Consider the following 13913-nt stretch of genomic DNA (forward strand, 5'->3'; position numbering starts at 1 on the left):
TGAGCGTGACCACCGGTTCACTTATCGGCAGCCGCCCGGAACGGCGCGACCGTGATCCAGGCTCCCCCTTGGTCCGGGCGGCACCCCGAAGTTCCGTACGCCCACACCGGGCTCGGGCATTCCTGTGCCCGGACCCGGCCGATCAGAGACGGAGACACGGTGACCACCATCGACACCACGGCCATCACGGTCGAACTGCCCGAGGCGTTCGATCCGCGCTGGAGCCGCCTGCCCGGCATCCAGGTCGACGGCCGGCGCATCACGATCGACCCGGCCGAGTACTTCTTCCGCTTCGAGTCCAACACCTGGCTCGTCGCCGGCTGGGAACTGGTCAAGGCCCAGCTCCTGGACGTGGACGAGACGACCGAGAGCGCGGTCGAGCAGCTCGCGCTCGACTTCATCAAGCAGCACAGCGAGTCCACCTCCGACGCCGCCCGCGTCCTGACCACCGCGTACGAGGTGTACGCCTACCTCTTCCGCGACGAGCACCTGGCCGGCCTCGGCCTGCCGCAGATCACCGCCGACCACCTGCGGATGCTCCGCGAGGCCGCCACGCTCATGGCGCTCAACAAGGTCGAGCTGGACGGGCACATCTCCAACGTCGGTCCGTGCTGGTTCTTCCCCGCCGCCACCTCCGTCGTCTTCGACCTGGACGACGAGACGGGCGGGATGCTCGACGAGGTCTACCACGGCGGCTGGTTCAACGAGCACCGCCGGATCGAGTCCATCAAGGCCCACACGGCGCTCGGCGGCCGACTCGTGCACGGCTGCCAGTCCGTGCCGGACCAGTCCGGCGGCGTGGTCGCGTCCTACGGTGCCTCGATGGCCAACTTCCGTGACGACCTGGCCGCGTTCAAGGCGGGCTGGATCGAGCAGGTCTACGCCCACCGCGTGAACCCCGCCGCGTAACCCCACCCGATCAGGCTCCGGGGCGGGCCAGCATCCCTCGCCCGCCCCGGACGCCACCACCCCTCCCCGGAGCCCCACGTGACCACGAACTCCAGCGCCGAACTCCTCGACAACCTGCTCACCGCGACCGGCCAGACCACCGCCGTACGGGAGGAGGTACGCGTGTGGTCCATGTCCGGAGTCGAGCGCGTCACCTTCCCCGACGGCTCCACCGCCGTCTTCAAGTACGCCAAGAAGCCCTTCGACAGCGAGGACCAGGCCCTCCACCTGGCCCACACCCTCGGCGTACCCGTCCCCCAAGTCCACGCCTCCGCCGTCCTGGACGGATGGCTCGGCATGCTCATGGAGGACCTCGGACCGTCCGCCCGCGAGGCCGACGACCTCGACGGCGTCGCCGCGGCCGTGGTCCTGCACGGCACCCGTACGGCTCCGCCCTTGCCCGTTCTCGACCAGAACCGACTGCGCACGCTGCCCGCCCGGGCGCTGGAGCATCTCGAACGGCTGCGCAAGGCCGACCGGTGGCAGGACGCCGACGACGTCGAGGACGCGCTCGACCGTATCGCCCAGGCCGCTGAGGCCCGCTCGGCCGGAGCGACACTGGAACCGTTCGGCTGGGTGCACTCCGAATTCCACCCCACCAGCCTCCACATCGGAGAGCACGGCTGGCGGCTGCTCGACTTCGCCCGCGCCTTCACCGGCCCCGGCCTGCTCGACCTCGCCAGCTGGCACGGCACCATCGAGCCCCCGCACCCCGTCCGCCTGCGCGTCTTCCTGGAGCAGTACGTCACCGCCGGCGGCACACCCGACGCCCTCGCCCCACGCGGCGGGCTCACCGCCGAGAACTGGGCCCTGGGCTGGCACCGCATGTGGGCCGTCGAATGGTTCATGGAACAGTCCATCCACTGGATCAACGACCCGGCCACCGACCCCGCCTACCTCAAGGCCGTCCGCCGCCACCTCACCGACGTCCTCCACCTCCTGGAGGTCTAACGTGCTCGCCCAGGCATCCCCCTGGCACGCCCACGCCTCCCAGCGCACCGCCGCCGGACCCGCCGAACCCCTCTCCGTACCCGCCCGGATGGAATGGACCACGAGACCCGGCCAAGGTCCCGGAGCCGACGTCCTTGGCCCCGACCTGCGCGGCAAACGACTCCTGGAACTCGGCTGCGGCCCCGGCCACAACGCCGCCCACCTCGCCACCCGCCACGGCGCCCACGTCACCGGCGTCGACCTGGTCGGCCTCCAGGTCCGCCGCGCCCGCTCCTACTACGGACGGCTGAACAACCTCACCTTCGTCGCCGGCCACGCCCTGCACTACCTGCACGCATCCGACGAGCAGTTCGACGCGACCTACTCCGTCTTCGGCGCCGTCGGCCTCGTTGCCCCCGAGCTCCTGCTCCCGGCCATCGCCCAGCGCCTTACGCCCGGCCGGGTGCTCGCCTTCTCCGTCCCGCACCCGCAGCGTGGCGGCCGCAGCCCCTCGGGCGACGACCGGCCTCGTCGCGACCACGTCACTCTTCCCGATCGCACCCGGCTCCCCATTGCTCGCTGGGAGTTCTCCACGGACCGGTGGGAGAGGCACCTCAGCCGGGCGGGCTTCTGGCTCACTTCGGCCCAGGAGTTTCACGACCCCCGCATGGGCCACTGGCCCACCACCCTGCTGATCCGCGCCCGCAAGCTCTGACCAGCCATTCGCCCCGGCTTCCCCCTGGAGGAACCGATGCGCCCGCCCTACCTGCTCCTCGACATCGATGGCGTCCTCATTCCCTTCCCCGACGCAGCGGGCTCGGCCCCGGCCACCCACGCCCGCCACGATGTCGTCCCCGCCGGCCGCAGCGCCGCCAACCCGGTCACCGTCTGGCTCAACCCCGACCACGGCCGCCTTCTCATGGACGTGATCCGCACCGGCCTGGTCACTCCCGTCTGGTGCACCAGCTGGCGCCAGGACGCCACCACCCTCATCGGGCCCCTTCTCGACCTCCCGGCCCTGCCGCACGTCGACCTGCCACGTCCCCAGATCACCACCAGCCACCCCAACGGCTACCTCTGGAAGCGCGACCACGTCGACGCCTGGCTGGGCGACGCCCCCGCCGTCTGGATGGACGACGACTTCACCAGCCTCGACCACGCCTGGGCGGCGGAGCGCACCGCCAAGGGAACGCCGACTCTCCTCGTTCAACCCGACCCGCACCTCGGGTTGCAGCCCGAGCACCTGACTGAGGTCACGACGTGGGTCGCGCAGTTACCCGTAGCCCGAGCCGCCTGACGACTGTTGCCCTCGCTGCCATGGACAGCGAGGGCAACAGGGTGCGTAACGGGCGGCCCGAACCGACCTCGACTGGTGGGCTAGCGTATTCGGTCCTCCTCGTCATGAGTCACGCCACGTCAGGCCGTCGACTCGTTGAGGCGGTACTCCTCGGAGGGCATCGAGTCCCATTCGGTATTCGCGCCGTCGCGCGTCACCATGAACAACGGGCGCGATCGGAGGACCGGCCCGACTAGTTGCCCGCGCATGACAACCCCGGGATCATCCGGTCCTGCGTAGCCCTCGGGCGTGTAGCGGAAGTACACGTCCATTGCCTCGGCATACGCGATTGCGTCGCTCTCCAGCTCCGACAGGTCTCGCCCGACCAGCGGGATTCCGTCGTATGCGACCTGGGGACCGTACACGGCGTCGGCAGCGATGCAGAACAGCCCCACATCCCGGCTCACATAGGCCGTGACGGCAGACGGAGAAGGAGCCGCCCCGTGACGGTGGACCTCGACCTTCCAGGTCGGCGAGAAAATCGCGTGGTGCGGTGCACAATCGCTGACCCTCGTCTGGCCAAGTGTCTCAGCCGCCTCGACCACTTCGTCGACGGTCATACCGAACCGGAGCGGTCCCACGCCGACAGCCTGCGCATAGGACCACTCGTCCCGTCCGGCGACTCCGAAATCGGCTTCGGCCTTGAACGCCATAGTTGCCCCTCTAGAGACACCTGAGAACTCACCGGCGCCCATCATGCCAATCGGCGACCAGCAGACTGCCGGGTGCGGCCGAGCGCGAGGCCCGCAAGCCCGTCGAGCTGCCGCACATGGTCACCCACGACCTGCGGCACTTCTACGCCTCCGCGCTCATCGCCGGCGGCGCGAGCGTCAAGCAGGTCCAGCTCGTCCTCGGGCACGCGTCCGCCGTCATCACGCTGCGGATCTACGCGCACCTGTGGCCGGGGGAAGAAGACCGCACCCGGGCCGTCATGGACGCCGTGCTCGGCGGCCTGCGGACCGGGTGCGGACAGCTAAGCGGCGCGACCCGCGAAAGTGCAGGTCAGGCCGCCTAGAAGGAGATCAGGCCTTCTTCGTCTCCCAGAAGATGCGGTCGATCTCGGCGATGAGCTCCAGCGCCTTCTCGCCCGTCTTCGGGTCCGTCGACGCCTTGGCGGCCGAGAGGGCCTTCAGGGTGTCGTTGACCAGCTGGTTGAGCTCGGGGTACTTCTCGAAGTGCGGGGCCTTGAAGTAGTCGCTCCAGAGCACCGAGACGTGGTGCTTGGCGAGCTCCGCGCGCTGCTCCTTGATGACCGTGGCGCGGGCCCGGAAGTGCGGGTCCTCGTTGGCCTGGTACTTCTCCTGGACAGCCTTGACGGACTCGGCCTCGATGCGGGCCTGGGCCGGGTCGTACACGCCGCACGGGAGGTCGCAGTGGGCGCTGACCTTCACCTTGGGGGCAAACAGGCGGGAGAGCATTGAGCCGTCCTTCCTCGTGATCGTCTTCTCAGGTGGGACATTACTCGGTGAGAAGGGCGTTTTCGCGGGCGCCCCCTGGGGCTTAGGTCAAAAGTCCAGGGTCACCATGGGACTCGTGTACGAGTGGACGAGTGGATCGAAGGGCTCGTGCGCGGGCGGATCGGGAGGTGCCGGATGAGCGGGTCGGGGCGGGAACGGGCGGGGGAGGCCGGTGCTCCGTTCGGGATCGCCGAGGTGACGGGCGTGTCGATGGTGCCCACGCTGCTGCACGGGGACCGGCTGCTCGTGCACTACGGCGGGCGGCTGCGGCCCGGGAGCGTGGCCGTGCTGCGCCATCCGCTCCAGCAGGACCTGCTCGTCGTGAAGCGTCTGGTCGAGCGGCGCGACGGCGGCTGGTGGGTGCTCGGCGACAACCCGGACGCCGAGGGGGACAGCCGGGTCTTCGGAGCCGTACCGCCCGAACTCGTGCTCGGGCGGGTCCGGGCGCGGTACCGGCCGGTGACGCCCGGGCGTCAGCGCTCGGCCGGGGTGGTGCTCTCCTGGCTCGTCTCGTGCGTCAGGCCCGTGCGGTCCGTGTGCTCGGCCTCCAGGCGCTTGCGGGCCCGGTAGGCGGCCACGTTGGCGCGGGTCGCGCAGCGGTCCGAGCAGTAGCGGCGGGAGCGGTTGGTGGAGGTGTCCAGGTAGGCGTTGCGGCACGGCGGCGCCTGGCACAGGCCGAGCCGGTCCGCGCCGAACTCGGTCAGGTGGAAGGCGAGGCCCATCGCGCAGATGGCCGCGTACCCCGTCGTCGCGTTCGAGGAGTGGTCCGCGAGGTGCATGTGCCAGCGGGGGCGGCCCTCCTCGTCCAGGACGTCGTGGCCCGAGATCTGGGGGCTGACCGGGAACTCCAGGAGCAGGGAGTTCAGGAGGTCCACGGCGCCCGTGTGGTCGCCCTCGTCGGCCGCGGTGAAGACCGCCCGCAGCCGGGTCCGGATCGCGCGGAAGCGGGGCAGGTCCGCCTCGGTGACCCGCCGGGCCATCTGGGAGGCCGAGCCGAAGAGCTCCCGCACCACCTCGACCGAGGTGAGGGAGTCCTTGCCACGGGCCGGTTCCTCGGTGTTGACCAGACGCACGGCGAAATCCGAGTAATGGGCCAGTTCCACTTGTAGTCCTTACTTCGGCGGGCTAGTGTCTCGGTCGAAGGGGGTAACGGCTGTTTCCCCTTCGAGGGTATTACGAAGTGGGGAGGGCGCGACGATGACCGGAACCGACTGGGCGGCCTGGCAGCAGAGCTGGGACCGTCAGCAGGAGTGGTACATGCCGGACCGCGAGGAGCGGTTCCGCGTGATGCTCGACATGGTCGAGGCGCTGGTGGGGCCGGAGCCCCGCGTCCTCGACCTCGCGTGCGGTACGGGAAGTATCACGGATCGGCTCCTCAAGAGGTTCCCGAAGGCGACCAGTACCGGTGTCGATCTGGACCCCGCGCTGCTCGCCATCGCCGAGGGGTACTTCGCCGGGGACGAGCGCGTCGCCTTCGTGACCGCCGACCTCAAGGACCCCGCCTGGACCGCGGACCTGCCGTACGACGCGTACGATGCCGTCCTCACCGCCACCGCCCTGCACTGGCTCCACGCCGAGCCCCTCACCGCGCTCTACGGGCAGCTCGCCGGGCTCGTCCGGGACGGCGGGGTCCTCATGAACGCCGATCACATGGTCGACGGGACCACTCCCCGGATCAACGCCGCCGAGCGGGCCCGGCGACACGCCCGGATGGACCGGGAGAAGGCCGCCGGGGTCCTCGACTGGGCCGACTGGTGGGCCCTCGCCGCGAAGGACCCCGTCCTCGCCGGACCCACCGCCCGCCGCTTCGAGATCTACGGCGAGCACGCCGACGGCGACACGCCCTCCCCGGGCTGGCACGCCGACACCCTGCGCGCCGCCGGCTTCGGCGAGGCCCGGCCCGTCTGGGCCTCGCCCTCCGACACCCTGCTCCTCGCCGTGAAGTAGCCGGGGCGGAGACGGACGAAGGGGCGGTACGGGAGATCCCCGTACCGCCCCTTCCCGTGCGTCCTACAGCACCTTGGACAGGAACGCCTTCGTCCGGTCGTGCTGCGGGTTGCCCAGGACGTCGCGCGGGTTGCCCGACTCGACCACCACGCCGCCGTCCATGAAGACCAGCGAGTCGCCGACCTCGCGGGCGAAGCCCATCTCGTGCGTGACGACGACCATCGTCATGCCCGACTCGGCCAGGTCCCGCATGACGTCGAGGACGTCACCCACCAGCTCCGGGTCGAGCGCCGAGGTCGGCTCGTCGAAGAGCATCAGCTTCGGCTCCATCGCCAGCGCGCGGGCGATCGCCACGCGCTGCTGCTGGCCGCCGGAGAGCTGCGAGGGGTAGTTGCCCATCTTGTCCCGCAGGCCGACCCGGTCGAGCAGGCGCTCGGCGCGCTCGCGCGCCACCGCCTTCGTCTCGCCCTTCACCTGGACGGGCGCCTCCATGACGTTGGCCAGGGCCGTCATGTGCGGGAAGAGGTTGAAGCGCTGGAAGACCATGCCGATGTCGCGGCGCTGGAGCGCGACCTCGCTGTCCTTCAGCTCGTAGAGCTTGTCGCCCTTCTGGCGGTAGCCCACCAGGTGCCCGTCGACCGAGAGCCGGCCGGCGTCGATGCGCTCCAGGTGGTTGATGCAGCGCAGGAAGGTCGACTTGCCGGAGCCGGACGGGCCGACCAGGCAGAAGACCTCGCCGTTGCGGACCTCCAGGTCGATGCCGCGGAGGATGTGGGCGGCGCCGTAGGACTTGTGGACGCCCTCCGCCTTGACCATGGGCTCGCCGGTCATCCGGACACCGCCGATCGCTTGAAGGTGCTCAGGTTCGCCTTGACCCGCTGCCAGGGGGTGGGCGGCAGGTTGCGGGTCGAACCGCGGGAGAAGCGGCGCTCCAGGTAGTACTGGCCGACGCTGAACACGCTGGTCAGGGCCAGGTACCAGATGGAGGCGACGAACAGCATCTCCATCACGGCGCCGGCCGTGTTGCCGATGTTCGACGAGGCCCGCAGGAGTTCGGTGTACTGCACGGCCGAGACCAGCGACGAGGTCTTCAGCATGTTGATGAACTCGTTGCCCGTCGGCGGCACGATCACCCGCATGGCCTGCGGGAGGACGATCCGCCCCATGGTCTTCGTCTGGGACATGCCGAGCGCGTGCGCCGCCTCGGTCTGGCCCTCGTCGACCGACTGGATGCCGGCCCGGACGATCTCCGCCATGTAGGCGCCCTCGTTCAGGCCGAGACCGAGCAGGGCCACCATGAACGGCGTCATGACGTCCACGGTCTCGTTCTTGTAGATCGGCCCGAGGTCGATGTACTGGAAGATCAGCGACAGGTTGAACCAGACGAGCAGCTGCACGTAGACCGGCGTGCCGCGGAAGAACCAGATGTAGAGCCAGGCCACCGCGCCGGTGACCGGGTTCTTGGAGAGCCGCATCACGGCGAAGAGGACGCCGAGGACGAGGCCGAGCGCCATCGAGGCGACGCTGATGAGGATGGTGTTCCACAGGCCGCTGATGATCGACGGATCGAACACCTTGTCCCACACCGTGTCCCAGATGATGTTGCCCTGGGAGAAGGCGTAGACCAGCCAGCCGAGGAGGACCACGACCACCACGGCGCTGACCCAGCGGCCGTAGTGCCGTACGGGGACGGCCTTGATCGCCTCGTACGGGGCGGACCCCGAGGGGCCGGACCCGGCCGGAGCGGCGGCCGGGTCCTTGTGGATCTTGTCAGTCATGACGACTGCCCTTCAGTGGTGCGACGAGGTCACTTGCCGGCGTTGACGGTGGCCGACGTGACCGCGCTGTCCTCGACGTCCCACTTCTTCAGGACCTCGGCATAGGAGCCGTCCTTGATGATGGCGTCGAGCGCTTCCTTGACGGCGTCGCGCAGCTGGGTCTCGTCCTTGGAGACGCCGATGCCGAAGAGGCCGACGTCGCTCTGGCTGCCGACGACCTCGAAGTCGTTGCCGCCGCCCGAGGTCTTCGCGATGTACGCGGCCACCGGGTAGTCGTTCAGGTCGGCGACCGCGCCGCCGGCCTTGACGCGGGTCTGCGCCTCGGCGTCGGTGTCGAAGGCCTGGATGGTCAGCTTCTTGGCGCCGCACTTGGTGGCCTGCGCCTTGAAGGTGTCCTCGTAGATCGTGCCGCGCTGGACGGCCACGGTCTTGCCGCAGAGGTCGTCGAGCGAGTTGATGCCCTGCGGGTTGCCCTTCTTGACCAGGAGGGAGACGCCGGAGCTGAAGTAGTCGACGAAGTCGATGCCCTTGCCGATCTTCTTCCCGTTGTCGTCCAGGCCCTCCTGGCGCTTCTTGTTGTCCGTCATCGAGGACATGATCAGGTCCTGGCGACCGCTGTAGATCGAGGTGATCAGGCCGTCGAAGGTGCCCGAGACGAAGTCCAGCCTGACGCCCAGCTGCTTGCTGAGGGCCTGCGCGATGTCGGGGTCGACGCCGACGATCTTGCCGCCCTCGGTGAACTCCATGGGGGCGTACGAGGCGTCCGTGCCGACCTTGATGACGCCGGACTTCTGGATGTCGGCCGGGAGCTTCGAGAAGAGCGGCGCGGTGGTGGCGGGCTTCTGGGAGGACGAGGTGCCCTCCGCCGAGCCGCCCTCGGTCTGGTCGCCACAGGCGGTCAGCAGCATGGAGCCGGCGACCGCGATGGCGGCGACCGCGGCAAGACGGGAGGTGCGGGTCTTGGCGGCGGTCGTACAGCGCGTGGAGCGTGCGGTCATGGTCGGGTTCCTCCGGCGTATCAGGGAGATGCCAGGTGGCCACGTACGCATCTTCGAGTGTCGCGGCCTCGTGTGATTACGGCATCTTGCCATTCGGACTGCCTCAAACCGACGGCCACGGATGTCAAAATCGGGTAACGGGTGACCCGTGAATCACGACAGACCGCTCCATCAAGGCCGGACCTTCTGCGGAATCCCTTCCCCGTCACCGAAAAATATCCGGTTGATCTCGCCATTCGGACGACACCAAGGGTGCCAATCAGGTGCCCTGGGCACCTATACGGACATCGTGTGACGTGTCATCACCCGTACGTGCCCGGATGCTCTCGGTATGAGTCGTGTCACCGAACGGTCATGGACTCGTCTGCGGTGCCGTCCGTCCGGTAAGAAGGATCCTTACACCCCTCATCCGGGGCTCAGGGCGCGTTGTGCGGCGCGCCCGAGCGGCTGCCCGACAAGGCGGCCGCGGTGCCTCCCCACCCCTCCTCAACCGGGAGCGGCCACCCTCAAATGAAACAGACTCAAGGGGTCAACCCAATGGCAGCGGAGATCGTCAACCCTCGAAACGACAGCGGTACGGAGGCTCCCGAGGAGCCCTTCGACCCTGTCTTCGCCCTCCACCGGGGCGGCAAGATGGCCGTGCAGGCCACCGTCCCCGTCCGGGACAAGGACGACCTGTCCCTCGCGTACACGCCCGGCGTCGCCAAGGTGTGCACCGCGATCGCCGAGCAGCCCGAGCTGGTCAACGACTACACCTGGAAGTCCCAGGTCGTCGCGGTCGTGACCGACGGCACGGCGGTGCTCGGCCTCGGCGACATCGGCCCGGAGGCCTCCCTCCCGGTCATGGAGGGGAAGGCCATCCTCTTCAAGCAGTTCGGCGGCGTGGACGCGGTCCCGATCGCCCTCGCCACCACCGACGCCGACGAGATCGTCGAGACCGTCGTCCGGCTCGCCCCCTCCTTCGGCGGCGTGAACCTGGAGGACATCTCGGCCCCGCGGTGCTTCGAGATCGAGCGCAAGCTCCAGGAGCGCCTCGACATCCCGGTCTTCCACGACGACCAGCACGGCACCGCGATCGTCACGCTCGCGGCCCTGCGCAACGCGGCGAAGCTGACCGACCGGAACCTCGGCAACCTGCGCGCGGTCATCTCCGGCGCCGGCGCGGCCGGAGTCGCGATCGCGAAGTTCCTCCTGGAGGCCGGCCTCGGCGACGTCGCCGTCGCCGACCGCAAGGGCATCGTCAGCCGCGACCGCGAGGACCTCACGGACGTCAAGCGCGAGCTGGCCGAGATCACCAACAAGGCCGGTCTGACCGGCTCCCTGGAGAGCGCCCTCGCCGGCGCCGACGTCTTCATCGGCGTCTCCGGAGGTACGGTCCCCGAGGCGGCCGTCGCCGCCATGGCCCCGAACGCCTTCGTGTTCGCGATGGCCAACCCGAATCCCGAGGTCCACCCCGACGTCGCGCACAAGTACGCGGCCGTCGTGGCGACCGGCCGTTCGGACTACCCGAACCAGATCAACAACGTCCTCGCGTTCCCCGGCATCTTCGCCGGCGCGCTCCAGGTCCGGGCCTCCCGGATCACCGAGGGCATGAAGATCGCCGCGGCCAACGCGCTCGCGGACGTGGTCGGCGACCAGCTCGCCGCCGACTACGTGATCCCATCGCCGTTCGACGAGCGGGTCGCCCCGGCCGTCACGGCCGCGGTCGCCGCCGCCGCCCGCGCCGAGGGCGTCGCCCGCCGCTGACGCGCCTCCGGTAACGCCGAAGGGCCCCGTTCCGCACGCCGGGACGGGGCCCTTCGGCGTACGGGGAGGGGGGTGCGGGGCTTGTACGGGCGCGTCCCGGTGGGTTCGGTGGCTCGTACGGGAACGGGCCGGGGGTCCGGTGGCCCGTAGGGGAACGGGGCCGGGGTTCCGGTGACCCGTACGGGAACGGGCCGGGGGTCCCGTGGCGCGTACGGGAACGGTCCCGGTGTCCAGGAATCGCCGGGCGACACGGGTCACACCGGGGTGTGGTTCCCCCGCCCGCCCGCGCGCCCTAGGGTCGGGGCCATGTTCGCTGCCTACGCCGCCCGAATCGACCGTGACCAGCCGCTGAACGGCCTCGAGTTGGGCGAACGCCCCGAACCCGAGGCGCGGGCCGGATGGACCACCGTGACCGTCAAGGCCGCCTCGCTCAACCACCACGACCTGTGGTCGCTGCGCGGAGTGGGCCTGCCCGAGGAGAAGCTGCCGATGATCCTCGGCTGCGACGCCGCCGGGATCGACGAGGACGGCAACGAGGTCGTCCTCCACTCCGTGATCGGCCAGACGGGTCACGGAGTCGGCCCGGACGAACCCCGCTCCATCCTCACCGAGCGCTACCAGGGCACCTTCGCCGAGCGCGTCACCGTGCCCCGCTGGAACGTGCTGCCCAAGCCGAAGGAGCTCTCCTTCGAGGAGGCCGCCTGCCTGCCCACCGCATGGCTGACCGCGTACCGCATGCTCTTCACCAACGCCGGCGTACGCCCCGGGGACTCGGTCCTCGTGCAGGGCGCCGGCGGCGGCGTGGCCACCGCCGCGATCGCCCTCGGCAAGGCGGCCGGCCTGCGGGTCTTCGCCACCAGCCGCGACGAGGAGAAGCGCAAGCGGGCCGTCGAACTGGGCGCCGTCGAGGCGTACGAGCCGGGCGCGCGGCTCCCGGGGCGCGTGGACGCGGTCATCGAGACCGTGGGCGCCGCGACCTGGTCCCACTCGGTCAAGTCGCTGCGGCCGGGCGGCACGCTCGTCATCTCGGGCGCCACCAGCGGCGACCGCCCCTCGCACGCCGAGCTGACCCGGATCTTCTTCCTGGAGCTGAAGGTCGTCGGCTCCACGATGGGCTCCAAGGACGAGCTGGAGGACCTGCTGTCCTTCTGCGCGGCCACCGGCGTCCGGCCGGTCGTCGACGAGGTCCTGCCGCTCGACCGGGCGCGGGAGGGCTTCGAGAAGATGGCCGCCGGCGACCTCTTCGGAAAGATCGTCCTGACGACCTCCTGACGACCCCTTGATGACTCGTCAGTCATGCTGATGGGATCTCCGGCACGCGCACCCCGAAGACACCGTCGTGCCGGAGGTCCTCCATGCCGCGAACCACCCCGCGAACCACCTGGCGAACCGCTCTGCTCACGAGCGCCGTCGTCGCCGCCCTGCTCGCCCCGACAGCCGCCCGCGCGGAGACCGGGGGCGGGGCCGGACGCACGGGCACCGGCATCCCCGCCCTCACCGACGAGCACGGCCGCGTCCTCACCCTGCGCGGCTGGAACGTCGAGGACAAGGCGAACCGGGGCGACGCCGCCCTCTCCGCCGTCACCGAGAAGCACTTCCGCGACATGCGGGCCAAGGGCTTCAACTTCGCCCGCCTCCTGGTCTTCTGGGACGACCTGGAGCCCCGCCCCGGCCGGTACAGCCAGGCCTACCTGCGGAAGATCGAACGGATCCTGGACTGGGCGGAGAAGCACGGTGTCAAGGTCCTCCTCGACGCCCACCAGGACGTCTTCGGGCCCGCGTTCGGCCACCGGGGCATCCCCGCGTGGGCGACCAGGACCGACGGGCTGCCCTTCACCCCGCGCCCGGACGACTGGTTCTCCGAGTACTTCGAGCCCGCCGTCCAGCGGGCCTTCACCCACCTGTACGAGGACGAGGACCTGAGGCGCGCCCAGGCCCGCATGTGGCGGGTGCTCGCCGACCGCTTCGACGACCACCCGGCCGTCCTCGGCTACGACCTGATCAACGAGCCGATGGGGGAGGTCCGGGAGGGCGAGGACCTGGCGACGGCGGCCCGGCGCATCGAACGGGACCAGCTCACCCCGCTCTACAACCGGCTCGCCGACGCCGTCCGCTCGGTCGACCGGGACGCCTGGCTCTTCGTCGAACCGACCCCCGTCGTCGGCGAGGGCGTGCCCACCGGGCTCGGCCGGATCCACGACCCGAAGGTCGTCTACGCCCCGCACTTCTACAACACCGGCATGGAGGCGGGCGCCGACTACGACCCGGCCGCCGGCTGGATCGAGAGCTACGAACGGGCCGTCACCCTCTATCCCGAGCGGTACGGGGTGCCCGTGGTGGTGGGGGAGTGGGGCCCGCTCAACAACTCCCTCCCGAACATGAACCGCTTCTACCGCGACGCCATGTCCTCCCTCGGCCGCTACGGCTCCGGCTGGGCCGGTTACGTGTGGTGCTACGGCGGGGGCTACTGCGCGGTCGACGGCACCGGCGCCTTCCGCACCAACAAGGAGCTGACCGCCGAGCCGTACGCGGAGGCGGTCGCGGGCCGGGTCCGCTCCGCCGCGTACGACCCCGGGACCGGGGTCTACCGCCTCTCGTACGACGCCGCCGGGCGCCGGGGCCCCCGGGTCACCGAGCTCTCCCTGCCGCCCGGCGACTGGCGGGTGACGGCCCGGGGCGCGGCCCTCGTCCTCCGCGAGGCCCGGGGCAGGGCCCGGGTCCTCGCGGCCCCGGGCGCCCGGGTGACGGTCACGGTCACCCGCCGCTGACGCAC

15 protein-coding genes and 1 pseudogene are annotated in these 13913 nt (G+C 70.3%); 10 read left to right on the forward strand and 6 right to left on the reverse strand.

The annotated features are described in order from the left end of the window. Positions 1 to 159: 159 nt before the first annotated feature. From ACFY7E_RS04355 to ACFY7E_RS04370, 4 genes are all read left to right on the forward strand, one after another. Entirely contained in the window at positions 160 to 909 is a 750-nt protein-coding gene (locus tag ACFY7E_RS04355; RefSeq protein WP_389480576.1) for a hypothetical protein, read from the forward strand. A gap of 78 nt (positions 910 to 987) precedes the next feature. Then, positions 988 to 1899, forward strand: coding sequence for a phosphotransferase family protein (locus tag ACFY7E_RS04360; protein WP_389480578.1), 912 nt, complete (start codon positions 988 to 990; stop codon positions 1897 to 1899). A 1-nt stretch (position 1900) separates the two neighbouring features. Continuing rightward, a complete protein-coding gene (locus tag ACFY7E_RS04365; RefSeq protein ID WP_389480581.1) occupies positions 1901 to 2593 on the forward strand; it encodes a class I SAM-dependent methyltransferase in 693 nt (230 codons plus the stop codon). 36 nt (positions 2594 to 2629) lie between these two features. Then, positions 2630 to 3175: an HAD domain-containing protein gene (locus tag ACFY7E_RS04370; protein WP_389480583.1), complete on the forward strand. Its 546-nt coding sequence runs from the start codon at positions 2630 to 2632 to the stop codon at positions 3173 to 3175. 119 nt (positions 3176 to 3294) lie between these two features. Here ACFY7E_RS04370 and ACFY7E_RS04375 read toward each other — a convergent pair whose 3' ends face one another. Next, on the reverse strand, positions 3295 to 3867 hold the full coding sequence (locus tag ACFY7E_RS04375; RefSeq protein ID WP_389480586.1) for a hypothetical protein: 573 nt from the start codon (positions 3865 to 3867) through the stop codon (positions 3295 to 3297). A gap of 74 nt (positions 3868 to 3941) precedes the next feature. On the opposite strand from ACFY7E_RS04375, the pseudogene ACFY7E_RS04380 reads away from it, so the two are divergent. Beyond that, a pseudogene (locus tag ACFY7E_RS04380) lies at positions 3942 to 4229 on the forward strand (tyrosine-type recombinase/integrase); the annotation flags it as partial. 7 nt (positions 4230 to 4236) lie between these two features. Here the strand turns inward: ACFY7E_RS04380 and sodN are convergent. After that, positions 4237 to 4632 (reverse strand): superoxide dismutase, Ni, encoded by a 396-nt coding sequence (gene sodN, locus ACFY7E_RS04385; protein ID WP_030207400.1) that lies wholly within the window; start codon positions 4630 to 4632, stop codon positions 4237 to 4239. A gap of 174 nt (positions 4633 to 4806) precedes the next feature. Between sodN and sodX the strand changes: the two genes are divergently transcribed. After that, on the forward strand, positions 4807 to 5241 hold the full coding sequence (gene sodX / locus ACFY7E_RS04390; protein ID WP_389480588.1) for a nickel-type superoxide dismutase maturation protease: 435 nt from the start codon (positions 4807 to 4809) through the stop codon (positions 5239 to 5241). Here the strand turns inward: sodX and ACFY7E_RS04395 are convergent. Next, a complete protein-coding gene (locus ACFY7E_RS04395) occupies positions 5145 to 5774 on the reverse strand; it encodes a CGNR zinc finger domain-containing protein (protein WP_389480590.1) in 630 nt (209 codons plus the stop codon). The two genes, sodX and ACFY7E_RS04395, sit on opposite strands and share 97 nt — an antisense overlap. Before the next feature lie 94 nt (positions 5775 to 5868). On the opposite strand from ACFY7E_RS04395, the gene ACFY7E_RS04400 reads away from it, so the two are divergent. Continuing rightward, on the forward strand, positions 5869 to 6618 hold the full coding sequence (locus ACFY7E_RS04400) for a class I SAM-dependent methyltransferase (RefSeq protein ID WP_389480592.1): 750 nt from the start codon (positions 5869 to 5871) through the stop codon (positions 6616 to 6618). A gap of 63 nt (positions 6619 to 6681) precedes the next feature. On the opposite strand, the gene ACFY7E_RS04405 is transcribed toward ACFY7E_RS04400, so the two are convergent. From ACFY7E_RS04405 to ACFY7E_RS04415, 3 genes are read right to left on the reverse strand one after another with little or no spacing between them, the layout of a single operon-like run. Next, on the reverse strand, positions 6682 to 7449 hold the full coding sequence (locus tag ACFY7E_RS04405) for an amino acid ABC transporter ATP-binding protein (protein WP_125662824.1): 768 nt from the start codon (positions 7447 to 7449) through the stop codon (positions 6682 to 6684). Further along, positions 7446 to 8396, reverse strand: a complete 951-nt coding sequence (locus ACFY7E_RS04410) for an amino acid ABC transporter permease (RefSeq protein ID WP_389480594.1) — start codon at positions 8394 to 8396, stop codon at positions 7446 to 7448. Before ACFY7E_RS04410 ends, ACFY7E_RS04405 begins: the two co-directional genes overlap by 4 nt. Before the next feature lie 29 nt (positions 8397 to 8425). Further along, positions 8426 to 9394 carry an ABC transporter substrate-binding protein gene (locus tag ACFY7E_RS04415; protein ID WP_389480597.1) on the reverse strand — a complete coding sequence of 323 codons (969 nt, stop codon included), beginning with the start codon at positions 9392 to 9394 and terminating at the stop codon, positions 8426 to 8428. A 537-nt stretch (positions 9395 to 9931) separates the two neighbouring features. On the opposite strand from ACFY7E_RS04415, the gene ACFY7E_RS04420 reads away from it, so the two are divergent. From ACFY7E_RS04420 to ACFY7E_RS04430, 3 genes are all read left to right on the forward strand, one after another. Next, positions 9932 to 11140, forward strand: coding sequence for an NADP-dependent malic enzyme (locus ACFY7E_RS04420; protein ID WP_389480599.1), 1209 nt, complete (start codon positions 9932 to 9934; stop codon positions 11138 to 11140). Between the two features lie 306 nt (positions 11141 to 11446). Then, a complete protein-coding gene (locus tag ACFY7E_RS04425) occupies positions 11447 to 12412 on the forward strand; it encodes a zinc-binding dehydrogenase (RefSeq protein WP_389480601.1) in 966 nt (321 codons plus the stop codon). Between the two features lie 83 nt (positions 12413 to 12495). After that, positions 12496 to 13908 carry a cellulase family glycosylhydrolase gene (locus ACFY7E_RS04430; RefSeq protein ID WP_389480604.1) on the forward strand — a complete coding sequence of 471 codons (1413 nt, stop codon included), beginning with the start codon at positions 12496 to 12498 and terminating at the stop codon, positions 13906 to 13908. Positions 13909 to 13913: the final 5 nt, after the last annotated feature.

This window comes from Streptomyces sp. NPDC012825 (assembly GCF_042900925.1).
GTDB lineage: Bacteria > Actinomycetota > Actinomycetes > Streptomycetales > Streptomycetaceae > Streptomyces.